The 20,836-nt window shown below is 59.9% G+C and carries 23 protein-coding genes and 1 tRNA gene; 13 read left to right on the forward strand and 11 right to left on the reverse strand.

What is annotated here, in order from left to right; genetic code table 11:
• Positions 1 to 42 precede the first annotated feature (42 nt).
• The 8 genes from infC (at position 43) to RS694_RS09035 (ending at position 6,076) form a co-directional block, all read left to right on the forward strand.
• Complete coding sequence (infC, locus tag RS694_RS09000) at positions 43 to 636, forward strand: translation initiation factor IF-3 (protein ID WP_076069530.1); 594 nt, start codon at positions 43 to 45, stop codon at positions 634 to 636.
• 195 nt (positions 637 to 831) lie between these two features.
• Positions 832 to 1,035: a 50S ribosomal protein L35 gene (gene rpmI / locus RS694_RS09005; protein ID WP_029707661.1), complete on the forward strand. Its 204-nt coding sequence runs from the start codon at positions 832 to 834 to the stop codon at positions 1,033 to 1,035.
• A gap of 25 nt (positions 1,036 to 1,060) precedes the next feature.
• Positions 1,061 to 1,420 carry a 50S ribosomal protein L20 gene (rplT, locus tag RS694_RS09010; RefSeq protein WP_029707659.1) on the forward strand — a complete coding sequence of 120 codons (360 nt, stop codon included), beginning with the start codon at positions 1,061 to 1,063 and terminating at the stop codon, positions 1,418 to 1,420.
• Between the two features lie 110 nt (positions 1,421 to 1,530).
• The gene (pheS, locus tag RS694_RS09015) at positions 1,531 to 2,601 is read left to right on the forward strand and encodes a phenylalanine--tRNA ligase subunit alpha (protein WP_029707657.1); all 1,071 of its coding nucleotides are present in this window, start codon (positions 1,531 to 1,533) and stop codon (positions 2,599 to 2,601) included.
• 19 nt (positions 2,602 to 2,620) lie between these two features.
• Positions 2,621 to 5,056 carry a phenylalanine--tRNA ligase subunit beta gene (gene pheT, locus RS694_RS09020; RefSeq protein ID WP_029707655.1) on the forward strand — a complete coding sequence of 812 codons (2,436 nt, stop codon included), beginning with the start codon at positions 2,621 to 2,623 and terminating at the stop codon, positions 5,054 to 5,056.
• Between the two features lie 17 nt (positions 5,057 to 5,073).
• A complete protein-coding gene (locus tag RS694_RS09025) occupies positions 5,074 to 5,409 on the forward strand; it encodes an integration host factor subunit alpha (protein ID WP_029707653.1) in 336 nt (111 codons plus the stop codon).
• Positions 5,410 to 5,510: 101 nt separating this feature from the next.
• Positions 5,511 to 5,960 (forward strand): MerR family transcriptional regulator, encoded by a 450-nt coding sequence (locus tag RS694_RS09030; protein WP_029707652.1) that lies wholly within the window; start codon positions 5,511 to 5,513, stop codon positions 5,958 to 5,960.
• 39 nt (positions 5,961 to 5,999) lie between these two features.
• Positions 6,000 to 6,076, forward strand: a tRNA-Pro gene (locus tag RS694_RS09035).
• Positions 6,077 to 6,153: 77 nt separating this feature from the next.
• On the opposite strand, the gene RS694_RS09040 is transcribed toward RS694_RS09035, so the two are convergent.
• The 10 genes from RS694_RS09040 to RS694_RS09085 all read right to left on the reverse strand — a co-directional run bounded on the left by RS694_RS09040 (position 6,154) and on the right by RS694_RS09085 (position 14,875).
• Positions 6,154 to 7,866, reverse strand: a complete 1,713-nt coding sequence (locus RS694_RS09040) for a hypothetical protein (protein ID WP_152528816.1) — start codon at positions 7,864 to 7,866, stop codon at positions 6,154 to 6,156.
• Between the two features lie 137 nt (positions 7,867 to 8,003).
• A complete protein-coding gene (locus RS694_RS09045; RefSeq protein WP_076069532.1) occupies positions 8,004 to 8,879 on the reverse strand; it encodes a phosphatase PAP2 family protein in 876 nt (291 codons plus the stop codon).
• A 75-nt stretch (positions 8,880 to 8,954) separates the two neighbouring features.
• Entirely contained in the window at positions 8,955 to 9,545 is a 591-nt protein-coding gene (locus RS694_RS09050) for a hypothetical protein (RefSeq protein WP_029707649.1), read from the reverse strand.
• Positions 9,546 to 9,548: 3 nt separating this feature from the next.
• Positions 9,549 to 10,094: an NUDIX hydrolase gene (locus RS694_RS09055; protein WP_174407690.1), complete on the reverse strand. Its 546-nt coding sequence runs from the start codon at positions 10,092 to 10,094 to the stop codon at positions 9,549 to 9,551.
• 11 nt (positions 10,095 to 10,105) lie between these two features.
• On the reverse strand, positions 10,106 to 11,185 hold the full coding sequence (locus RS694_RS09060; RefSeq protein WP_029707647.1) for a TRAP transporter substrate-binding protein: 1,080 nt from the start codon (positions 11,183 to 11,185) through the stop codon (positions 10,106 to 10,108).
• Positions 11,186 to 11,313: 128 nt separating this feature from the next.
• Complete coding sequence (locus tag RS694_RS09065; protein WP_029707646.1) at positions 11,314 to 11,919, reverse strand: outer membrane protein; 606 nt, start codon at positions 11,917 to 11,919, stop codon at positions 11,314 to 11,316.
• A 125-nt stretch (positions 11,920 to 12,044) separates the two neighbouring features.
• Positions 12,045 to 13,364, reverse strand: a complete 1,320-nt coding sequence (locus RS694_RS09070) for a TRAP transporter large permease (RefSeq protein WP_029707645.1) — start codon at positions 13,362 to 13,364, stop codon at positions 12,045 to 12,047.
• On the reverse strand, positions 13,361 to 13,834 hold the full coding sequence (locus tag RS694_RS09075; RefSeq protein WP_029707644.1) for a TRAP transporter small permease: 474 nt from the start codon (positions 13,832 to 13,834) through the stop codon (positions 13,361 to 13,363). The genes RS694_RS09070 and RS694_RS09075 overlap by 4 nt, the downstream gene beginning before the upstream one ends.
• A gap of 5 nt (positions 13,835 to 13,839) precedes the next feature.
• A complete protein-coding gene (locus RS694_RS09080; RefSeq protein WP_029707643.1) occupies positions 13,840 to 14,535 on the reverse strand; it encodes a fumarylacetoacetate hydrolase family protein in 696 nt (231 codons plus the stop codon).
• 37 nt (positions 14,536 to 14,572) lie between these two features.
• Complete coding sequence (locus RS694_RS09085; RefSeq protein WP_029707642.1) at positions 14,573 to 14,875, reverse strand: antibiotic biosynthesis monooxygenase family protein; 303 nt, start codon at positions 14,873 to 14,875, stop codon at positions 14,573 to 14,575.
• 67 nt (positions 14,876 to 14,942) lie between these two features.
• Here RS694_RS09085 and maiA point away from each other — a divergent pair, with 67 nt between their 5' ends.
• Both maiA and pgeF read left to right on the forward strand, forming a co-directional pair.
• A complete protein-coding gene (maiA, locus tag RS694_RS09090; protein ID WP_029707640.1) occupies positions 14,943 to 15,599 on the forward strand; it encodes a maleylacetoacetate isomerase in 657 nt (218 codons plus the stop codon).
• 2 nt (positions 15,600 to 15,601) lie between these two features.
• Entirely contained in the window at positions 15,602 to 16,381 is a 780-nt protein-coding gene (gene pgeF, locus RS694_RS09095; RefSeq protein WP_029707638.1) for a peptidoglycan editing factor PgeF, read from the forward strand.
• Here the strand turns inward: pgeF and RS694_RS09100 are convergent.
• The gene (locus RS694_RS09100) at positions 16,313 to 16,624 is read right to left on the reverse strand and encodes a hypothetical protein (protein WP_029707637.1); all 312 of its coding nucleotides are present in this window, start codon (positions 16,622 to 16,624) and stop codon (positions 16,313 to 16,315) included. The genes pgeF and RS694_RS09100 overlap by 69 nt on opposite strands.
• Positions 16,625 to 16,797: 173 nt before the next feature.
• Here RS694_RS09100 and RS694_RS09105 point away from each other — a divergent pair, with 173 nt between their 5' ends.
• The 3 genes from RS694_RS09105 to phbB all read left to right on the forward strand — a co-directional run bounded on the left by RS694_RS09105 (position 16,798) and on the right by phbB (position 20,531).
• Positions 16,798 to 18,465, forward strand: coding sequence for a PHA/PHB synthase family protein (locus RS694_RS09105; protein ID WP_051391870.1), 1,668 nt, complete (start codon positions 16,798 to 16,800; stop codon positions 18,463 to 18,465).
• A gap of 57 nt (positions 18,466 to 18,522) precedes the next feature.
• The gene (locus tag RS694_RS09110) at positions 18,523 to 19,701 is read left to right on the forward strand and encodes an acetyl-CoA C-acetyltransferase (RefSeq protein ID WP_029707634.1); all 1,179 of its coding nucleotides are present in this window, start codon (positions 18,523 to 18,525) and stop codon (positions 19,699 to 19,701) included.
• Positions 19,702 to 19,793: 92 nt separating this feature from the next.
• Positions 19,794 to 20,531 carry an acetoacetyl-CoA reductase gene (gene phbB, locus RS694_RS09115; protein WP_029707633.1) on the forward strand — a complete coding sequence of 246 codons (738 nt, stop codon included), beginning with the start codon at positions 19,794 to 19,796 and terminating at the stop codon, positions 20,529 to 20,531.
• Positions 20,532 to 20,836 lie beyond the last annotated feature (305 nt).

Consider the following 20,836-nt stretch of genomic DNA (forward strand, 5'->3'; position numbering starts at 1 on the left):
ACCGCTACAGTTTTTGTAGCAGATATTGTGAAGGATTGAGCCATCGCTACTGAATTTCGTGACCGCCGTCAGCGCGAAGAACGCAAACACCGTTTGAACCGTGAAATCATGGCCCCTGAGGTCCGCCTCTCGGGTCCAGAAAACGAGCCTCTTGGTGTCGTCAGCCTGATGGAAGCCCTGCGCATGGCAGGCGAGCTGGATGTGGATCTGGTTGAAATTGCTGCTACGGCGAATCCGCCGGTCTGTCGTTTGATGGATTACGGCAAGTTCAAGTACCAGGAACAGAAGAAAGCCGCGGAAGCGAAAGCCAAGCAGACGGTGATCGAAATCAAGGAAATCAAGTTCCGCCCGGGTACGGATGACGGCGACTACAACATCAAGATGCGCAATATCAAGCGTTTCTTGGCCGAAGGCGACAAGTGCAAGATCACTTTGCGTTTCCGGGGTCGCGAAATCACCCATCAGGAAATTGGTCTGGCGATGTTGCAGCGTATGCGCGACGAGTTGGGTGACACGATCATTGTTGAGCAGTTCCCCAAGTTGGAAGGCCGCCAGATGATCATGATGATTGCCCCAGGCCGCAAGAAGCCAGGTGCAGTTGCCAAGCCGGCAGCGGAAACGCAGTCGGCAACGTAAGAAATTCTTTCTGCCAGTACGGTCACTGGCAGGAATGAAGTGGCAGATCGAAAGGTCTGCTGCAAGTGGAGAGCCTTAAAACTCTTCACACAAGTGGAATGCTGAAAGGCGCCACTTAAAAAGTGGCTCGGGGCCAACAAGGCTGGGAGTAGTTTCCCAGACGCCTCACGAGCACAAAGTAGAAGGAGCATTACTATGCCCAAAATGAAGACCAAGAGCGCGGCGAAGAAACGCTTCCGCGTCCGTCCAGGTGGAACCGTCAAGCGCGGCCAAGCCTTCAAACGTCACATCTTGACCAAGAAGACCACCAAAAATAAACGCCATCTGCGTGGTGCAGTAACTGTCCATCCGACCAATATGGGTCATATGGCACAGATGCTCCCAGGCCGTGGTATTTAATTAACGACGAACAAGGAGTAATTCAATGCCTCGCGTCAAACGTGGTGTAACGGCTCGCGCCCGCCACAAAAAAGTTCTGGCCCTTGCAAAAGGTTTTCGCGGTCGCCGCGGTAATGTCTTCCGCGTCGCTAAAGAAGCGGTAATGAAGGCTGGGCAATATGCCTACCGTGACCGTCGTACGAAGAAACGTGTGTTCCGCCAATTGTGGATCGCCCGTATCAATGCTGCTGCACGTCAGTGCGGCATGACGTATAGCCAGTTTGCCAATGGCATCAAGAAGGCTGGTATCGAGATCGACCGTAAGGTTCTGTCCGATATCGCTATTCATGACATGGCAGCTTTTGCTGGCATCGTGGAGCAAGTCAAGGCCAAGCTGGCTGCTTGATTCGCGATCGATAGCTATCTTTTTGATAGCTGTCTACGCACCAAGAACAAGGGCTAGGGCTTGAAAGAGCACTAGCCCTTTTTCATTTACAGAATATCTCTCCTACATTCATGAACGACCTCCAGCCCATCGTCGACGCCGCCCAGGCCGCATTTGCACAGGCCACAACGCCTGCAGACCTGGAAAACGCCAAGGCCCAGTTTCTGGGCAAGTCCGGGCGCATGACCGAGCTGATGAAGGGCATGGCCGCCCTGAGTGTGGAAGAAAAGAAGACCCGCGGCGCCGCGATCAACCTCGCCAAACAGGCGATTGAAGCGGCCCTGAATGGCGCGCGCCAGGGGCTCGCCGATGCCGAACTCGCTGCCCAACTCCAGGCCGAGGCGCTGGACGTGACATTGCCTGGCCGCCAGCGCGGGCAGGGCGGTTTGCACCCTGTATCCCTCGCACAGGAGCGAATCGAAGCCATCTTTGGATCGATGGGCTTTGATGTGGCCCAAGGCCCCGAGATCGAAGCCGACTGGTTCAACTTCACCGCGCTCAACACGCCGGAAGACCACCCCGCACGTTCGATGCACGACACCTTCTATGTCGAAGGCGGCTCGGCCACAGCGCCCAATCTGCTGCGCACGCACACCAGCCCAATGCAGATCCGCTACGCCGTGCAGCACGTCAAGAAACATCGCGCTGCCGCTGGCGACACCGGCACCGGCCCGTTCAGCGGTGCGATGCCCGAGATTCGCGTGATCGCGCCAGGCCGTACCTACCGCGTGGACAGCGATGCGACGCACTCACCGATGTTCCACCAGGTCGAAGGCCTGTGGGTTGGCGAGAACATCAGCTTCAAGGATTTGAAGTCGGTTTACCTGAACTTCATCACCACGTTCTTTGAAACGGACGAATTGCAATTGCGTTTCCGTCCCAGCTACTTTCCGTTCACGGAGCCCAGTGCCGAGATCGACATCATGTTCGAAACAGGCCCTCTCAAAGGCCGCTGGCTGGAAGTCTCCGGCTCTGGCCAGGTGCACCCGCAAGTGATCCGCAATATGGGCTTGGACCCCGAGCGCTACATCGGCTTTGCCTTTGGCTCCGGCATCGATCGCCTGGCCATGCTGCGCTATGGCGTGAACGATCTGCGCCTGTTCTTTGATGGCGACATTCGCTTCTTGTCGCAATTCCAATGAACATCTGAATTAGAAGAACATGCAATTCCCTGAATCCTGGCTCCGTGCCTTCTGCAATCCCCCAATCTCGACCACGGTGTTGGCCGAGACCCTCACCATGGCTGGTCTGGAAGTGGAGGAGCTCAAGCCTGTAGCACCCCCGTTCACCCAGATCGTGGTCGGCGAAATCAAGACCGCCGAGCAACACCCCAATGCCGACCGCCTGCGCGTCTGCACGGTCGATGTCGGCCAGCCTGAACTGCTGAACATCGTCTGCGGCGCACCCAATGCCCGCATTGGCATTCGTGTTCCTTGCGCGCTGGTAGGCGCCGAGTTGCCTCCGGGCGAAGACGGCAAGCCTTTTCTGATCAAGGTTGGCAAGCTGCGCGGCGTGGAAAGCCAGGGCATGTTGTGTTCGGCGAAGGAACTGCAACTGGCAGATGACCACGGAGGCCTGCTGGAGTTGGCTGCGGATGCGCCTTTGGGCCAAAACATCCGCGAACACCTGAACCTGGACGACACGCTCATCACGCTCAAGCTCACGCCCAATCTGGCGCATTGCCTGAGCGTCTATGGCGTGGCCCGTGAAGTGTCTGCGTTGACCGGCGCGCCGCTGATCACGCCAGCCATCACGCCAGTTGCGGTGACCAATCAGGACAAAGTGCCAGTGCAGATCAGCGCGCCCGATCTGTGTGGCCGTTTCTCCGGCCGCGTGGTGCGCAACGTCAACACCAAGGCCAAGACACCGCAGTGGATGGTGGATCGCCTGGCGCGCTGCGGGCAGCGCAGTGTGACAGCGTTGGTGGACATCTCCAACTACGTGATGTTTGAGCTGGGCCGCCCAAGCCACATCTTCGATCTGGACAAAATCCACGGCACGCTGGACGTGCGCTGGGGCAAGGCAGGCGAAGAACTCAAACTGCTCAATGGCAATACCGTCACGGTGGACGACAAGGTTGGCGTGATCGCTGACGACGTGCAAGTCGAATCGCTCGCAGGCATCATGGGCGGCGACGCCACGGCTGTCTCCGATGACACGAAACACGTGTACGTCGAAGCCGCGTTCTGGTGGCCTAAGTCCATCGCGGGCCGTTCGCGCCGCTACAACTTCTCTACCGATGCTGGCCACCGCTTCGAGCGCGGTGTGGACCCGAGCCTGACGGTCGAGCACATTGAACGCATCACTCAGTTGATTCTGGAGATCTGCGGAACGCCCGAGTCCACCTGCGGCGCTATCGACGACCTGCAACCCAATGTACCGAACCCCGCTCCCGTGAGCCTGCGCGTGGCCCGCGCTGCCAAGGTGATCGGCATGCCAGTCACGCAAGCGCAGTGCGTGGACGTATTGCAACGCCTCGGCTTGCCTTTGACGCAAACCGATGGTGTCATCACCGTCACGCCGCCCGCCTACCGTTTTGACATCCAGATCGAAGAAGACCTGATTGAAGAGGTAGTGCGCATCGTCGGCTACAACAACCTGCCGAACACACCGCCGCTGGCGCCCATTTCGGCCAAGGTGCGTACCGAGTCGCAACGCAGCCCGTTTGCCGTGCGCCGTGCGCTGGCCGCGCTGGGTTACCAGGAAACCATCAACTACAGCTTTGTCGAAGACCGCTGGGAGCATGAGCTGGCGGGCAATCCCAATCCGATCAAGCTGATGAACCCGATTGCAAGTCAGATGAACGTGATGCGCACGTCGTTGCTGGGTTCCTTGCTACAAGTTTTGAAGTTCAACCAAGCCCGCAAGGCACCGCGCGTGCGCGTGTTCGAGATCGGCCGCGTGTTCCTGCGTGATGCTTCAGTACCGGAATCTGACAGCACCGTGCAGGGGTTCGATCAGCCGATGCGTATCGCTGCGCTGTCCAGCGGCAGCGCGAATGCGCAGCAGTGGGGCCACAAGGAGCAGGGCGTTGATTTCTTTGACGCCAAGGGCGATGTTGAAGCGCTGCTGGCCCCGTTGAAGGCAGAGTTCAGGCCCGGCAAGCACCCTGCGATGCATCCTGGCCGTTGCGCCCAGGTGCTGCTGGGCGGCAAGGTGATTGGCCATGTCGGCGAACTGCACCCCAAATGGCGCCAAGGCTACGAGTTGCCGCAAGCGCCCATGTTGTTTGAGCTAGAGCTGGAGCCTGTACTGGCCCGCCAGTTGCCCGAGTTTGCGCCGGTGGCCAAGTTCCAGGCGGTACAGCGCGACATTGCTGTCGTGGTGGCCGATGACGTGACCTATGCCGGTCTGATGGCTGCCGTGTGGGCTGCGCCTACCGCTGGCTTGTTGCGCGATGCCCAGTTGTTTGACGTCTACCGTCCCAAGCTGGCCAAGGATGCCGTGGCGGAAGCTGGCGCGACCGACCGCAGCTTGGCAGTGCGCCTGACGCTCAATAGCGAAGACGGTACGCTCAATGATGAGCAGATTGAAGCGGCGGTGAAAGCCGTGGTGGACCAGTTGCAGTCGGCTGTTGGCGCGCGCCAGCGGGTTTGAGGTTCTTGGGAGGAACTATGGATTTTTCTGTTGAAAGCCTGGAAACCCCGGCGTTGACTAAAGCACAACTGGCGGATCTGCTGTTTGAGCAAATCGGCTTGAACAAGCGCGAGTCCAAGGACATGATCGACGCCTTTTTTGACCTTATCGCCGCCAGCCTGGTGGACGGTACCGACGTCAAGATTTCCGGCTTTGGCAACTTCCAGATCCGCACCAAGGCCCCCCGCCCGGGCCGTAATCCCCGCACGGGTGAGGCGATTCCGATCCAGGCGCGCCGGGTGGTGACCTTCCACGCCAGCCATAAGCTCAAAGAGCAAATCCAGGACGAAGGCAAAACGCCTAGCGCGGTTTAGCAACATCTTGCAACATTTGGCGTTTCACCGCCAAATGGTCTTTGCACACGGGCGAAACTTAGAGTAACCTCTACGCTTTCCCCTGTACAGCATTGATTTCAATGGAGAAAACTCTCCCCCCCATTCCAGCCAAACGCTACTTCACCATCGGTGAGGTCGGTGATTTATGTGGTGTCAAACCCCACGTGCTACGGTATTGGGAGCAGGAATTCACGCAACTGCGCCCTATGAAGCGGCGTGGCAATCGGCGCTACTATCAGCACCATGAAGTACTGATGATCCGCAGAATCCGCGATTTGCTCTACGACCAGGGTTTCACCATCAGCGGCGCGCGTAACAAGATGCAGGAACTGCTGCAAAGCGAACGTGACAAGAAGCGCAACGGCGAGGTCATGCTCGATGGCGTCGAAGTGCTGGAAGTCGACGACGTGGACCTGGAAGACTTCGAAGACAGCGAGCCGGTGGATGCCGGTGATACCGCTTCTGCACAACTATTGCTACTGCGTCGCGAACTATTTGAAATTCGCGAATTGTTGACAGCAGCCTACTGAAAATCAGCTTGCGTATCGCGTTATAATAGCCGGCTAGATCGGTGTGTGGCGCAGCCTGGTAGCGCACTTGCATGGGGTGCAAGGGGTCGAAGGTTCGAATCCTTTCACACCGACCAGATCAAACGACAAAAGCCTTCAGGTAGTGATGCCTGAAGGCTTTTTTCATGGCTGCTTCGTTGCAGGTAGCACAAGCTTAGATATCGAGATCCACATGCTGGCTGTCCTCTGCACTGCAGGTTGCCTCGCTCTCCTGGCCCTGTGCGCGGGCGACACCATGGAGCGTCACCAGGTCTTTGAAAGCGGCCAGATCAAACCGTTCGGCGTTCTTTTCAAAGGGGTCGCGCAGCACACAGGACTCGATCACATCCAATACCTTGGATGAGGGCCACAGCGCGGTGATGTGGTTCAGCAGGGAAGGGTAGCTTTCCAGGCTGCGGCCCTCGCTGCGGAACAATGCAAATTCGGGAATGGCAACATTGAACACTTGTTGACATTCATCGCGGAACTGGCGGAAGTCGGTTTTAAGGCTGTGCACATTGGCAATGCGCAGCAGCTCCAGGAAAACCAGTGGGCAATCTTTGCTGTTCTGCCGGATGCGCTGTTCCAGGGCTTCAATCGCCTCGTCCGTCTTGCCCAGCTTCACAAAAAAATCGGCCTGTTGCCTCAGGTCAAACATGCTCTCGGCGTTGAAGTCCGGGTGGATGACGCTGGCCTCAGCCTGAACCTGTGGCACAGGTTCGGCCACGGCCAATGGTGCGGGTTGGGTGGGCTGGGGTTTGAGTAGCTTGCCAAAGGACTCTTCGTCCATGTCCATCAAATTCACGTCCACATCCATCGCGGGGTTAGGCTCCCGGGCCTGGAAGGCACTGACGTTCTGCGCAGGATACTGTCGCTTCGGGGGCTGTGGCGGATCCGGCTCCATGTCTTTGAGTAGCGTTGAAACCATGGGCTCCTGAATGGTTTCTTGTGCTGCAGTGTGGGCCAGACTATTGCGCCAGTTGGATTGGTCAGTACGCCGGTTCCAGAGAGCCGCGATCGCCGCCAGGCACAAAAGCACCAACGCACCAAGCCCGTACACTAGTGCAACAGGGATGCGTTCGGCCTCTGCCTGCTCCATGCGGATGCGCATGGCCAGCAAATTGGCTTCATTCTTGGCGGCCTGGTCCAGCAGGGCTTTCACATCGTTTTGCAACTGCTGTATGCGCTGCGAGTCCTTCACCATTTCTTCCAGCGGGACTGCCGTGGTGGTGGTCGACTCCAGCGTTTTGATGCGTTCGGCCAGACTTTCCAGCGGATCGAGCTTGAGGCGGGCGCGGCCCGGTGTGGCCGCTTTGGGCGGGACCGCAGGTGCCGTGTTTGCCACTGCAGGCCGCTCAGCCGCAGCTTGCGAAGTGGGTCGTGGCGTTGGGGACTTTCTGGCAGGCGGGGCATTTGGCGCCACTTTGGCGGGCGACTGCGCTGGAGACGATGTGGGGGCGGCAGCGCTGGAGGCCAGCTCTTGCGGGACAACGGGCAGTGGCCGTGGCACTGGCTCTGTGGCGGCACGTGGAGCCGGTGCCGCGGTTTCACTCGGGAAGTCTGCCAGCAGTACGTAGCGGCGTGTGGACTTCTGGTTGCAGCCCGCACGCAGGTAAATGGTGACTACGGGTTCGTCAATCAGGGAGGAGGATTGCACCCGCAGATTGACGGTGTCTGGCTGGGCAGTTGTCTCCACCAGAACATGGACGCGGGAGGCATCCACACGGCTGTCGGCGTGAAACACATCAGCCTCTGCACACAGCGCATCTGCAGTCTGCCCGGCATCGAGTTGTACCGACACGACCAAGTCCAGCGACTGGCCGATCCAGGCGGCTCCGCGGGCACGTCCTAACGTCAGCGCAGCACTGCCCAAGGCGGTGCTTGCCAAAAGGATCCCCAAGGTCAGCGCTTTGAGTCTCATGACGTTTTTAACAATTTGAAACATTTTCGCATGCGGGGCGCGCAAGCAGAAAGGGTTCCTTGGCGACCACAGCCCGAAATGGGTGTGATTGCAACACCTGGACCTTAGTGGGGCCGGGCAGGTGCGAGCCGGATGCGGACCATGAGCCAGGGGATCAGAAGAGACACCACGGTTCCGCTGATCAGCCCTTTCACCAGCGACCAAACCATGGGATCCCACGCCCAATGTGTACCAGCCACCTTGAGCAGTCGCTGCTCACCGACGAAAATCAATGCACCCAGGACGCCGACGGCAACCCGCCGACCCATGGCGGTGGGGGCTCTAAAACCGATGTGCCGTTCTTCCCACTGCAGACTCCAGATGGCTGCAGCCAGCCAGCCGCCCAGCATGGGGATGTAGTCCGGCGGTGTACCGGGCCAGGTGAGCAGGGACAAGGCGCAGATGGCCACCGTGAGTCCCACGCTCCAGCGCCAGTCGGTTTGCCAGCGCCACTGGCGATGGCGTACGTATTCAAACACCACCAGCGTGGCGCCGCCCAACAGCGCGCCGATCAGCACGTCTTCAATATCGTGCACGCCCAGCAGCAGGCGGCTGAACATGACACCGATGGCAATGGCCGAGCACCCCACCCAGACCCAGGCGCGGCGCACTTCCCAGGCCAGCCACATCCACATCACCACGGCCAACTGTGCGTGCCCGCTGGGCAGGCCGTAGCTGGCGCCCACCAGATCGTCCAGGCGGATGTCCAGCGGCGGGCGCGGGTCCTGAAACACATCCTTGGCGTAGGCGTTGAGCAACGCATTGGCGGCCACCAAAATCAGCAGGCGGTAGAACATCGCCTTGTTCCAGGCCCAGTAGCCAATCGACATGAAAAACATGATGAAAGTGGCGTAGCCGAGCCAGGACAGGCCCATCGCGAATTGCACCGAGAACGGGGTACGCAGCGGCAAGACCCAGTCCAGGTTGTGCAGAAAATCCATTTTTTGCTCCTATTTCTATAGCTGCTTGCGCAGTATTTATAAGGGCTAGGGCCCTGTTTTATGTGTAAGACAAGCTTACTTTTCGACTTCGATGACGATTTCCCGCTCAAACAGCTCCACCGCAGTTTTGGCCACCTGCAAGGTGTCGAAGTACGCATAGGCCCCCACGCCCACGGCACCCAGCAGGGGTACAAAACGTGCGGCACTTTTGCGAATCACCGTCTGTGTCACCTGGGCGCCCAGTTGTTTGACCAGCGCCTGGAGCAGCTTGAGCGAGGTTTGCCGCACCAGAGCGCGCTCGCCCACCCGCACGATGACGTCACGAAACAGCTGGGCGGACATATGTTTGAACAGGCAGTACAGCATTTGCTCGCGCCCCAGCGTCTTGTGTTTGCCATACACCGCGGCAATGTCTGAGACCATTTGCGCCTGCAGTCGCCAGACACCCAGCAGCTCCGGTAACACCGTGAGCCAGCCCAGAAAACCGGGCGGGAGTGAGAGGGAACTGGCAATCAGGCTGGCGTTGCGGGCCGCTTTGCGGGCGACGACATGGGCCCGCAAAGCGGGCTGGGCGACCGCTTGTTCCTGGCTGCCGGGCACCTGCAGCACCAGCGCCAGCACCGCATCGGTGAGCTGGTTGTTGGCGAGTGTGTCGGGTTCGGCCACGGGCTAAACAATGTCGACGCAATGGATGGAGAATACTCCGCTGCGCCGGTCGGCAAAGTAGCGCTCCAGCGTTTCCTTGACCGTGCGAAAAGCGATCTCGTCCCAGGGAATTTCGTCTTCTGCAAACAGGCGGGCTTCTATGGTTTCGGTGCCAGGATTGAACTGGTCGCTGAGCAGGCGTGCGCGGTAAAACAGATGGACTTGGCCTACGCGCGCCACATTGAGCAGCGTGAACAGGCCCAGCATTTCAAACTCGGCACCGGCCTCTTCCACGGTCTCACGCGCCGCACCTTCGGCGGTGGTCTCATCCAGCTCCATGAAGCCCGCGGGCAGCGTCCATTTGCCAAAGCGTGGTTCGATATTGCGTTTGCACAGCAGGATTTTGTCGCCAAAGTAGGGCACCGTGCCCACCACATTCAGTGGGTTTTCGTAATGCACCGTGTTGCAGGCCGGGCAGACCGCACGCTCCTTGGTGTCACCGTCATCGGGCAGGCGGTAGACCACCTTGGTGCCGCATTGTTTGCAGTGTTGTATGGGCGTGCGCAGCATGGTGGTGGTGATCAGGCTTTGCCAGGTTTGGCGGGCTTGGTGGCAGGCGTTGGTTTGCCGTGTTTTTCAATCAGGGCACGGGCAGTGTCGCGCAGTTGTTGGCCGTTCAGCCCGCGTTTGTCCATGTCGGCTATCCATTCCACTTCCACGAGCGCCGCCTTGCGTTTGAACTCCTGTGCGTCGGTGGCGGGCACGGTGTACACCGTGTTGCCGCGGTCGGTAGCGGTCTTGCGGCCGGCGGGGTCATTGCCTTGTTGCGTCTTACCGAGCCAGCCCGAGGTGGCCAGACCGGAGTTGGCGTCCAGCACCTTGCGCAGGTCGGGAGGCAGCGACTCATAGCGTTTCTTGTTCATCGCCATGACAAAGGTGGCCGTGTAGAGGGCGCCCATGGCGGGGTCGAATTCCGTGTGAAAGCGGGTGAGTTCTTGTACCTTGATGGAAGGCACCACTTCCCAGGGCAACACGCAGCCTTCAATCGTGCCTTTGGATAACGCATCGGGAATGGCCGGCAGTGGCATACCCACGGGGATGGCACCCAGGTAACCCAGCATCTTGGTCGTCTGGCGCGAAGGGCCGCGCACCTTCATACCGCGCAGGTCGGCCACGGTCTTGACGGGTTTGTCTTTGGTGTGCAGCGCGCCCGGGCCGTGCACGTTGACGGCCAGCACATGGACGTCCTTGAAATCCTCCGCGCCCACTGTGCTCACGTATTCCCAATAGGCTTTGGAGGTGGCCTCAGCGTTGTTCATCATGAAGGGCAGCTCAAACACCTCGGTGCGCGGAAAGCGCCCGGCGTTGTAGCCCGGCAGCGTCCACACAATGTCCACCACACCGTCCTTGGCCTGGTCGTAAAGCTGCGCCGCTGTGCCGCCCAACTGCATCGCTGGATAAGCCTCAAACTTGATGCGCCCGCCGGACTCTTTTTCCACCTTGTCCATCCAGGGCTTGTGCATGGTGCGCCACACATCCGACATCGGCGCCATGAAGGTATGGAATTTGAGGGTCACGCTTTGCTGCGCAAAGCCGACCAGGGCCGGTGCGCTCAGCGCCACAGCGGCGCCGGACTGGAGAAGGCTGCGTCTTTGGATCATGGGATTCGTTGGGGGACGCGTAACTGTACTGCAATGCTATGGGCGAGGACGCCAGCTGTCCCCCTAAACACGCAGACATGAAAAAGCCCACCGAAGCGTGGGCTCCTAGAATGGGCTTTCGGCTCAGTTCAGAATTTGTAGCCGACACCTACCAGCAAAGCATTGGTGGTGTAAGTGTCCACGAAGTTGTATCCGACGTAGCTGTGTGCCTTTTCTTCGTACTTGTTCTGTAGAAACTCTACTTGGTAGAACACATTCTGGTTTGCAAAGTACTGGATGCCAACGCCATAACCCGTGCCACTGATATTCGAGCCTTCAGCAAAAGTGGTCTTTGCCGATACTGCGGCGAGCTTCGCATACAACAAAGTGGAGTCACCGATCGCGACACCTGGAGCTAGGTAAATCGAATAGGTATCTTTGAGTTTGATGGCTTCACCGGTAGGAATAAATGTTGCGACCAACAGCATTCCGTGTCCCATGGAGGCGCCCGTTCCAAGAACGAATTTATCGCCTATGGAAAAGTTGTATTGCAACTGAGAGCTCAGGATGTTGGAGTGTGTAGTGAGGTCATCGTTGCCAGAGAAGCCGCCTGCAGAATAATTGGTGTCGATTTTGTTGCCCGTGGCATTGACACTGAAAGCCAAGCTGAGACCTTCAAAATTCTTCGCCTGTGCAAAAGCTTGGGGCGCCACAAAAGCCATTGCCGCTGCAGCGGCCAAAAATACCTTCTTCAAAAGAACCTCCGGTGGGTATGTGCAAATTGTCCGTCTGATTCTGTCGTGCATGCCTGTACCTGCCCATCCCTCAAACGGGTGATTCTTTCAATAGTGATGTGCAAAACCGACAGTCTTACCGAGTGTCAGCCCACAAACTTCACGAGCCACAGTGATATGCCCGGGAAAAACAGCAACAGCAAGGTGCGCAGGGTGTCGCTGATCAGGAAGGGCATCACGCCGCGGTAGCTCTCGGCGATGGGCACGTCTTTGGCCATGCTGTTGACCACGTAGACATTCAGCCCCACGGGGGGCGCCAGCATGCCGAAGCCCACGGTCATCAGCACCATGATGCCGAACCAGATGGCGACCGATTCCTGGAGCAGGCCGAAGTCCAGCCCGATCACGATGGGGAAGAAGATCGGGATGGTCAGTAGCAGCATGGACAGCTCGTCCATCACCGCACCCAGCACCATATAAAACAGAAGAATGGCCGAGACCACCATCAACGGCGCCAGCCCCCAGCCGCGCACCACGCTGGCGAGCTGGTTGGGGATCTGCGTGAGGGCCAGCGACGCATTCATGAGGTCTGCGCCAATAAAGATCAGGAAGATCATGGCCGAGTTTTCAGCCGTGGCGTAAAAGCACTGCGCCAGCTTGGCCCACGTGAGTTCGCGTTTGAACAGCGCCGCCACCAGGGTGGATGCCGCGCCCACGGCCGCGCCTTCGGTGGGGGTAAAAATCCCGCCATAGATGCCACCAAACACGATGGCAAATACCGTGGCGATCGGCAGAATGCCCCAGAGCGACTGCAGCGTGAAGGCTGGCGCTGCCTGCTCCTTTGCGGGTGCATGGCCCGGCACCAGGCGCACATACACGGCAATCGCCAGCATGTAGCCCAGCATGGCAATGATGCCGGGCACCATGGCGGCGGCAAACAGCTTGGCGATGTTTTGCTCGGCCAGGATGGCATAGATCACCAGCGGCACTGAAGGGGGGATCAGGATACCCAGCGTGCCGCCCGCGGCCAGCGTGCCCGTGGCCAGGCGGCCTGAATAGCCGTGGCGGCGCATCTCGGGCAGAGCGACGGAGGTGATGGTGGCTGCCGTTGCCACGGAGGATCCGCAGATCGCACCAAAGGCGGCACTGGCCAGCACCGCGGCCATGGCCAACCCGCCCTGGAAGCGTGACATCAACGCGCTGGCAAACCCAAACAGTGCACGCGAAATGCCGCCCTGGGTGGCAAAGTGGCCCATCAATATGAACAGCGGAATCACCGACAGGTCGTAGCTGGCAAAACGCGCAAAAGCCTGATTGTTCAAAAAATTGGCCAGCGGCAGCCAGCCCGCTTGCAACCCGTAGCCCACGGCGCCGGCGCCAGCCATGGCGATGGCGATGGGCGCGCGCAGTGCCATCAGGCCCAGCATCAGGCCAAAGATCAGCAGTGCCAGCGTGATGGGTGTCATGGCCTGGCGCTTTCACCGGAGCTGATGCTCTGGTATAGCGCGATGACGGCGGTCAGCACCAGCGGCGGCACCATGCCCGCGTAGACGAGCCAGTCGGGAAAACCCAGCAGCATGCTGCTGGACTGGTTCTCCCAGGCGTTGGCGCCACCCAGGGCTGTGCGCCAGGCCAGCAGTGCCATGAAGGCGGCCAGCAGCAGGGCGCCACTACGGTCCAACCAGGCGGTGGTGCGTGCAGAGGCCTTGGCGGTGAAGAAGTCCACCAGGATGTTGCCGCGGCGCAGTTGGCACCAGGGCATGAACAGGGCCACGGCTAGGCCGGTGGCCACACCGGTCAGCTCAAAGTCACCGGCCAAAGTGGCGCCCAGAAAGTTGCGGCCCAGCACGCTGGCGCAGGTCATCAGGGTGATCAAGGTCAGCAGACAGCCCGCCAGCACCGCGCAGGCGCGGGCCAGCACATCCAGGATGCGCAAGAGGATTACTCCACGCGCACACTGATCGGCGTGAGCCCGGCCACACCGCCTTCCAGTGTGTCGCCGCGCACTACTGCGCCCACGCCTTCGGGCGTTCCCGTGAAGATCAGGTCGCCCGGTTGCAGGGTCCAGGCGGCCGAGAGTTGTTCTATGGTTTCGGCAATGTTCCAGATCAGTTTGGAGACCACGCTACGTTGGCGGTCCTGGCCGTTGACCTGCAGGTAAATCTCGGCCTGTTCTACGCCAGGCGCTTGGGCTGCGGGCGTGACGGGGCCTATGGGCGCCGAGTTCTCGAAGCCTTTGCCGATGCACCAGGGGCGGCCCTGCTTTTTCATCTCGTTTTGCAGATCGCGCCGGGTCATGTCCAGGCCTACTGCGTAGCCGTAGATGTGTTTGTGCGCATCTGCGGCCTTGATGTTGGCACCGCCCACGCCGATGGCGACCACCAGCTCAATCTCATGGTGCAGATTGGCGGTGAGTGTGGGGTAGGGCATGGCCACCGTCTGGCCTGCAGGCGCCACCAACACCGCGTCGGCGGGCTTCATGAAAAAGAACGGCGCCTCGCGGCCGGTGTGGCCCATTTCCTTGGCGTGGTCTTCGTAGTTGCGGCCTACGCAGTAGATGCGGTGCACTGCGAACTGGGCGGTCTGGCCAACGACGGGAATGGCCACGGGGGCTGGGGGTGGGAAAACATAGGACATGGCGGCGCGTCTTTGATGGGTGTTTCAGGCAGGTGTCTTAGGCGGATTTGGTCACCAGGTCGAAATGCTCGACCACCGGGGGTACTGCGAAGAAGGGGCCTACGATGGCGCGCCACTGGGCGAAGGCATCACTCTCGCGAAAACCCACGGTGTGGTCTTCCAGCGTGTCCCAGAAGATTTGCAGGATGTAGCGCTCTGGGCTCTCGATGCCCTTGTTCACCTTGAAGCCCTGGCAGCCCTTGGTGTGGACGATGACGGTGTTCAGGCCGCGCGTGATGGCTTCGTCAAAAGCGGCGTTCTGGCCGGGGTGGATGCGGATGTCGGCGAGTTCGAGGATCATGGTGTTTTCCTGGGTGCGTCTATGGGAGCGTGGCAAATTATCGCCGCACGGCGGTATCCTCGGGGGCATGAAGCTCTACAACTACTGCCGGTCTTCTGCCTCGTTTCGGGTGCGCATTGCGCTGGAACTCAAGGGGCTGGCGTACGAGTATGCGCCGGTGAACCTGGCACGGGGCAGCCACCATCTGGATGTTTACCAGGCCATCTCCACCGACGGGCTGGTTCCGGTGCTGGAAATCGATGGACTGCGCCTCTCACAGTCCATGGCCATCATCGAATACCTGGATGAGCGACACCCCAAACCTGCGCTGTTGCCGGCCGACCCCGTGGCGCGCGCGCAGGTGCGGGCGCTGGCCCAGTCCATCGCTTGCGAAATCCATCCGATCAATAACCTGCGGGTTCTCAAGTACCTGATAGGGCCGATGGAGCAGAGCGAAGAGACCAAAACCACCTGGTACCGCCACTGGGTGCGCGAAGGGCTGATGGCATTTGAGCGCCAGTTGCTGGCTACTGACGCGGCGCAGGGCGGGCGCGTGTCCACCTACTGTTTTGGCAAGTCCCCCACACTGGCGGACTGCCTGCTGGTGCCGCAAATCTTCAACGGCCAGCGTTTCAACGTGGATTTCAGCGGCCTGCCACGTACCATGGCGGCTTTTGACGCCTGCATGCAACTGCCAGCCTTTCAGAAAGCCCAGCCCTCCCGATGCCCGGACTTCGAGGGATGAACATGCTGCCTGACTGGTTGGTGCCGCAGTGGCCTGCACCCGCCCACGTACGTGCACTGTGTACCACGCGCAGCGGTGGCATGTCCGCACCGCCCTACAATAGCCTGAACCTGGGTACCCATGTGGGCGACGAGGCTGCGCATGTCTTGCACAACCGCGCGGTGTTGCAAGGCGCGCTGGGCGTGCGGCCGATTTTCCTGAACCAGGTACATGGCTACCAGATGCTGGTGTTGGAGGCTGATACGCCCGACGGGCTGGAGGCCGACGGCTGCTGGACCACCGGGCGCGATGTGGCCTGTACCGTGATGGTGGCGGACTGTCTGCCCATCCTGCTGTGCGACCGCGCAGGCACCCAGGTGGCCGCGGTGCACGCGGGTTGGCGTGGGCTGGTGGGCGAGGCTGGGGTTGGTGTGGTAGAGCAGGTTTACAAGCATTTTAGTGCTCTAGCCCCCGTGGAACCTGCGCAAGCAGCTCCTGAAATCATAGCGTGGCTGGGGCCTTGTATTGGTCCGCAGACGTTTGAAGTGGGGCCTGAGGTGCGTGCCGCGTTCGTCGCTGCGGCGCCCGAGGCGGCGCTGGCCTTTGTGGCGCAGCCCGGTGGCAAATGGCTGGCCAACCTGCCCATGCTGGCACGCCAGCGCCTGCAAGCGCTGGGGATTTCCGTTGTTTATGGCAATGACGGCAGCCCTGACTGGTGCACCGTCAGCAACCCCTCAAGGTTCTTTTCCCACCGGCGGGACCGCGTCAGCGGGCGCTTCGCTGCCTGTATCTGGTTGGCCTGAAACGTTAGCGGCCGCTGCCGCAGCGTGGGCTGCAATGGCGGCTTCACGCTCTGCCATCTCCCGCGCCCGGATTTTCCGTTTGCGCCCGGGCGTGCCCATGAAATACCAGACCAGCGCCACCGGCAACAGGCCGTACAGCACAAAGGTCACCACGGCGCCCAGCACGGTGCCATTGGTATTGGTGGCTTCGGCCACGCTCATCATCAGGGCCACGTAGAGCCAGCCTATGGGAATCAGGTACATAGAGGTTGTTACTGAGGGTAATTACTGCGCAGATACAGGCGGTATGTCAGGCCCATGAAGGCGATACCCTGACATACTACGTGCTTGGATGCGATTAGACACAACGAGGTGACGGCGTGACACAGAACTCCCCTGAATTCTGGACCCAGGCGGCCCGGCAATTCCAGCAATCCATGTCTGAGGGCTGGACCAAAGCCTTGCAATCCTTCCAGGGAATGGATCTGGCCTCAGCAGGTGCCGGCTTCCCGGCGATGCCCAAGGAAGCCCCCCAAATCCAGTTTGCTCCCGAGAAGCTGCAGGCCCTGCAGCAACAGTACCTTAAAGAAGCCTCTGATTTGTTCACGCACGGGTTTTCCGCCCCCACCACCGCCAAAGACAAGCGTTTTGCCAACGCGGCCTGGGGCGACAACCCGGTGGCGGCGTATTCGGCTGCGGTGTATCTGCTCAACGCCCGCACCATGATGGGCCTGGCCGACGCGGTGCAGGCCGACACCAAGACGCGCAGCCGCATCCGTTTTGCGGTGGAGCAGTGGATGGCGGCTTCTGCGCCCAGCAACTTCATGGCCTTCAACGCCGAAGCCCAGAAGATGGCGATTGATAGCAAGGGCGAAAGCATTGCCAAGGGCATGAAGAACCTGATGCACGACTTGCAGCAAGGCCATGTGTCGATGACCGATGAAAGCCTGTTCGAGGTCGGAAAAAACGTCGCCACGTCCGAAGGCGCGGTGGTGTTTGAGAACGAGCTGTTCCAGCTCATCGAATACAAACCGCTCACCGCCAAGGTGTTCGAGAAGCCGTTTCTGCTGGTGCCCCCGTGCATCAACAAGTTCTACATCCTTGACCTGCAGCCCGACAACTCGTTGGTGCGCTACGCGGTGGCGCAAGGCCACCGCACGTTTGTGGTGAGCTGGCGCAACCCCGATGATTCGCTGTCGCACAAGACCTGGGACAACTACATCGAAGATGCAGTGATCAAGGCGATTGGTGTGGTGCAGGAGATCAGCGGCGCCAAGACCATCAACGCGCTGGGTTTCTGCGTGGGTGGCACCATGCTGGGTACAGCGCTGGCCGTATTGGCGGCGCGGGGCGAGAAACCCGTGGCCAGTGCCACGCTGCTGACCACCTTTCTGGACTTCAGCGACACCGGCATTCTGGATGTGTTCATCGACGAAGCCTTTGTCAAATACCGCGAGCAGGAACTGGGCAAAGGCGGCCTCATGAAGGGCCAGGACCTGGCCAGCACCTTCAGCTTCCTGCGCCCCAACGATCTGGTGTGGAACTACGTGGTTGGCAATTACCTGAAGGGCGAGACGCCGCCACCGTTTGACCTGCTGTACTGGAACAGTGACAGCACCAATCTACCCGGCCCGTACTACGCCTGGTACCTGCGCAACACCTATTTTGAAAACAACCTGGTCAAGCCCGGCAAGGTCACCGTCTGTGGCCAAAAGGTCGATCTGGGTCAGGTCGACATCCCGGTCTATATCTACGGTTCACGCGAAGACCATATCGTGCCGATCGGCGGGGCCTATGCGTCCACGCAGGCGCTGCCTGGCAAAAAGCGTTTTGTCCAGGGCGCATCGGGCCACATTGCTGGCGTGATCAACCCGCCCGCGAAGAACAAACGCAGCCACTGGATTCGTGCCGATGGCAAACTGCCCAAGACGCATGCCGCCTGGCTGGAAGGCGCTGTGGAGCATCCGGGCAGTTGGTGGACCGACTGGTCCACTTGGCTCAAGAGCCACGCGGGCAAACAGATTGCTGCACCCAAAACCTATGGCAAGGGCAAGTTCAAGGCGACCGAACCCGCACCGGGCCGTTTCGTCAAGGTCAAAGCCTGACCGCCCCCATTTCCCAATATTCACCCCCCCCCCATTTCGTTACCCGAGGAGAGAGACATGGAAGACATCGTTATCGTTGCAGCCACCCGCACCGCCGTTGGCAAGTTTGGTGGTTCACTCGCCAAGACACCCGCGACCGAACTGGGCGCGCACGTCATCCAAGCCTTGCTTGCGCGCACCAAGTTTGGCGCCGACCAGATCGGTGAAATCATCATGGGCCAGGTGCTGGCCGCAGGCGCTGGGCAGAACCCGGCGCGCCAGGCGCTGATCAAAAGCGGTGTGGCCAAGGAAACCCCCGCACTGACCATCAACGCGGTGTGCGGCTCCGGCCTGAAGGCCGTGATGTTGGCCGCGCAGGCCGTGGCCTACGGCGACAGCGAGATCGTGATTGCCGGTGGCCAGGAAAACATGAGCGCATCGCCCCACGTGCTGCTGGGCAGCCGTGACGGCCAGCGCATGGGCGACTGGAAGATGGTGGACAGCATGATCGTGGACGGCCTGTGGGACGTCTACAACCAGTACCACATGGGCATCACCGCCGAGAACGTGGCCAAGCAGTACGGCATCACCCGCGACATGCAGGATGCACTGGCGCTGGCCAGTCAGCAAAAGGCGGCTGCGGCGCAAGACGCCGGCAAGTTTGTCGATGAAATCACGCCGTTCAGCATCGCGCAGAAGAAGGGTGACCCGATTGTTTTCTCTGCAGACGAGTTCATCAACCGCAAATCCAACGCGGAAGCACTGGCGGGCTTGAAGCCCGCGTTTGACAAGGCCGGTGGCGTAACCGCCGGCAATGCGTCGGGCATCAATGACGGTGCCGCCGCAGTGATGGTAATGACCGCCAAGAAGGCTGCGGCCCTGGGCCTCACGCCGTTGGGCCGTATTGCCAGCTTTGCCACCAGTGGCCTGGACCCGGCCATCATGGGCATGGGCCCTGTCAGTGCGTCGCAAAAAGCCCTGGCCCGCGCCGGCTGGAAAGCCGCCGATCTGGACCTGCTGGAAATCAACGAAGCCTTCGCCGCGCAGGCCTGCGCGGTCAACCAGCAAATGGGCTGGGACACGTCCAAGGTAAATGTGAATGGCGGCGCCATCGCCATCGGGCACCCGATTGGCGCGTCTGGCTGCCGCATTCTGGTGACGCTGCTGCACGAGATGGGCCGCCGCAATGCCAAGAAGGGCATTGCCTCCCTGTGCATCGGGGGTGGCATGGGAGTTGCTCTGACTATTGAGCGTTAGGAGAATTTGAATGAAATTGGCTGTCAGCCCTTTCTGGGCGTGCGCTGGCAGCTCCTGTTTTTGTAGCAATTAAAACCAAAGAGGAGTCAAGAATGAACCAAAAAGTAGCGTACGTCACCGGTGGCATGGGCGGCATTGGTACCGCCATTTGCCAGCGTTTGCACAAAGAAGGTTTCAAGGTGATTGCCGGTTGCGGCCCTACGCGGGACCACGCCAAGTGGATTGCCGAGCAGGCTGCGCTGGGTTACACCTTTTATGCGTCCGTGGGCAATGTGGGCGCCTGGGACTCCACGGTAGAAGCCTTCAGCAAGACCAAGGCGGAACACGGCAGCATTGATGTGCTGGTCAACAACGCCGGCATCACCAAGGACCGCATGTTCTTGAAGATGACGCGTGAAGATTGGGATTCGGTCATAGAGACCAACCTGAACTCCATGTTCAACGTCACCAAACAGGTCGTAGCCGACATGGTTGAAAAGGGCTGGGGCCGCATCATCAACATCTCTTCGGTCAATGGCGAAAAGGGCCAGGCCGGGCAGACCAATTACTCGGCGGCCAAGGCAGGTATGCATGGCTTCTCGATGGCGCTGGCGCAGGAGTTGGCGACCAAGGGTGTGACAGTTAACACCGTGAGCCCGGGCTACATCGGCACCGACATGGTCAAGGCCATCCGCGAAGACGTGCTGGCCAAGATCGTGGCCACAGTGCCCGTCAAACGCCTGGGTGAACCCAGCGAAATTGCGTCCATCATTGCCTGGCTGGCGTCCGATGAAGGTGGCTACGCCACGGGTGCAGACTTCTCCGTGAACGGTGGACTGCACATGGGTTGAGTGTGCCCTGCGACCATGTGTCGCAAAACCGCCCCACACCCCGCAAATCAGTCATGGTTTTGCGGGGTTTTGTGTTTTTGGCGTGATACGCTCAACGCCGATGCGAGAAATTCTTACCGTCACCATCTACTCCCTGTCCGGTGTGTTGTTACGCACCGGCTTCAGCCGTACCAGCAGCACCGTGTGTTGTCCGTCAAGCCAGTGCCTGCAGGAGATCCCGGCAAGTGCAAATTGACCGTGACAAATGTCACGCAAGTGGCGCTCCATCTCACTTTGAACCCATCTGCAGCGTTGTAGGTCTGGGA

The organism is Rhodoferax saidenbachensis, assembly GCF_001955715.1.
Classification (GTDB): Bacteria; Pseudomonadota; Gammaproteobacteria; order Burkholderiales; family Burkholderiaceae_C; genus Allorhodoferax; species Allorhodoferax saidenbachensis.

Bases quoted from the DNA above. Each gene is read 5' to 3' on its own strand.
- pheS (WP_029707657.1), top strand. From the start codon at position 1,531: ATGAACGACCTCCAGCCCATCGTCGACGCCGCCCAGGCCGCATTTGCA.
- RS694_RS09060 (WP_029707647.1), bottom strand. From the start codon at position 11,185: ATGATCCAAAGACGCAGCCTTCTCCAGTCCGGCGCCGCTGTGGCGCTG.
- RS694_RS09055 (WP_174407690.1), bottom strand. From the start codon at position 10,094: ATGCTGCGCACGCCCATACAACACTGCAAACAATGCGGCACCAAGGTG.
- pgeF (WP_029707638.1), top strand. From the start codon at position 15,602: ATGCTGCCTGACTGGTTGGTGCCGCAGTGGCCTGCACCCGCCCACGTA.
- RS694_RS09100 (WP_029707637.1), bottom strand. From the start codon at position 16,624: ATGTACCTGATTCCCATAGGCTGGCTCTACGTGGCCCTGATGATGAGC.
- RS694_RS09085 (WP_029707642.1), bottom strand. From the start codon at position 14,875: ATGATCCTCGAACTCGCCGACATCCGCATCCACCCCGGCCAGAACGCC.
- phbB (WP_029707633.1), top strand. From the start codon at position 19,794: ATGAACCAAAAAGTAGCGTACGTCACCGGTGGCATGGGCGGCATTGGT.
- rpmI (WP_029707661.1), top strand. From the start codon at position 832: ATGCCCAAAATGAAGACCAAGAGCGCGGCGAAGAAACGCTTCCGCGTC.
- RS694_RS09025 (WP_029707653.1), top strand. From the start codon at position 5,074: ATGGATTTTTCTGTTGAAAGCCTGGAAACCCCGGCGTTGACTAAAGCA.
- pheT (WP_029707655.1), top strand. From the start codon at position 2,621: ATGCAATTCCCTGAATCCTGGCTCCGTGCCTTCTGCAATCCCCCAATC.
- RS694_RS09030 (WP_029707652.1), top strand. From the start codon at position 5,511: ATGGAGAAAACTCTCCCCCCCATTCCAGCCAAACGCTACTTCACCATC.
- RS694_RS09045 (WP_076069532.1), bottom strand. From the start codon at position 8,879: ATGGATTTTCTGCACAACCTGGACTGGGTCTTGCCGCTGCGTACCCCG.
- rplT (WP_029707659.1), top strand. From the start codon at position 1,061: ATGCCTCGCGTCAAACGTGGTGTAACGGCTCGCGCCCGCCACAAAAAA.
- RS694_RS09110 (WP_029707634.1), top strand. From the start codon at position 18,523: ATGGAAGACATCGTTATCGTTGCAGCCACCCGCACCGCCGTTGGCAAG.
- RS694_RS09080 (WP_029707643.1), bottom strand. From the start codon at position 14,535: ATGTCCTATGTTTTCCCACCCCCAGCCCCCGTGGCCATTCCCGTCGTT.
- RS694_RS09070 (WP_029707645.1), bottom strand. From the start codon at position 13,364: ATGACACCCATCACGCTGGCACTGCTGATCTTTGGCCTGATGCTGGGC.
- maiA (WP_029707640.1), top strand. From the start codon at position 14,943: ATGAAGCTCTACAACTACTGCCGGTCTTCTGCCTCGTTTCGGGTGCGC.
- RS694_RS09105 (WP_051391870.1), top strand. From the start codon at position 16,798: ATGTCTGAGGGCTGGACCAAAGCCTTGCAATCCTTCCAGGGAATGGAT.